This is a genomic window from Flavobacterium movens (genome assembly GCF_039581425.1).
Lineage (GTDB): Bacteria > Bacteroidota > Bacteroidia > Flavobacteriales > Flavobacteriaceae > Flavobacterium > Flavobacterium luteolum.
The window spans coordinates 1-870 of the sequence record NZ_JBCPXY010000023.1 but is presented as its reverse complement, the minus strand read 5'-3'; the positions used below and the strand labels follow the sequence as shown (position 1 = coordinate 870).

At 40.1% G+C, this 870-nt stretch carries 1 protein-coding gene; it reads right to left on the bottom strand.

Going from position 1 to position 870, the window contains the following annotated elements; translation table 11 throughout:
• Window positions 1–870: MBG domain-containing protein (locus AAYQ05_RS21845; protein ID WP_343545345.1), on the bottom strand; the 870-nt coding region annotated here is incomplete at both ends.

Genomic DNA, 870 nt, shown 5'->3' with positions numbered 1-870 from the left:
GTTCTTGATAAAGCTCCTGTAAAGGCATCACTTCCAACTAAACCCGGTGAAAATGTATAAGTCAAAACAGGATCAGCAGAGCTGTAGATTTTTGTTTGACTATCTGCTGTCACTGCAATTGGTTTAGCAGTAACTGCAAGATTGCTTTCTGTGTAACTAATCGCATAATTTGAACCAGCACTTAAGGTTCCTTGTCCGATAGCATAAGATCCTACATTCTCGCCTGCGGTTCTTGATAAAGCTCCTGTAAAGGCATCACTTCCAACTAAACCCGGTGAAAATGTATAAGTCAAAACAGGATCAGCAGAACCGTAGATTTTTGTTTGACTATCTGCTGTGACTGCAATTGCTTTAGCAGTAACTATAAGATTGGTTTCTGTGTAACTAATCGCATAATTTGAACCAGCGCTTAAGCTTCCTTGTTCGATAGCATAAGATCCTACATTCTCGCCTGCTGTTCTTGATAAAGCTCCTGTAAAGTAATCGCTTCCAACTAAACCTGGTGAAAATGTATAAGTCAAAACGGGATCAGCTGAACCGTAAGCCTTTGTTTTACTATCTGCTGTGACTGCAATTGGTTTAGCGGTAACTGCAAGATCGCTTTCTGTGAAACTAATCGCATAATTTGGACCAGCACTTAAGCTTCCTTGTCCGATAGCATAAGATCCTACATTCTCGCCTGCTGTTCTTGATAAAGCCCCCGTAAAGGCATCACTTCCAACTAGACCAGGTAAAAATGTATAAGTCAAAGCAGGATCAGCAGAACCATAGATTTTGGTTTTACTATCTGCTGTGACTGAAATTGGTTTAGCAGTAACTGCAAAATCGCTTTCTGTGAAACTAATTGCATAATTTGAACCAGCACTTAAG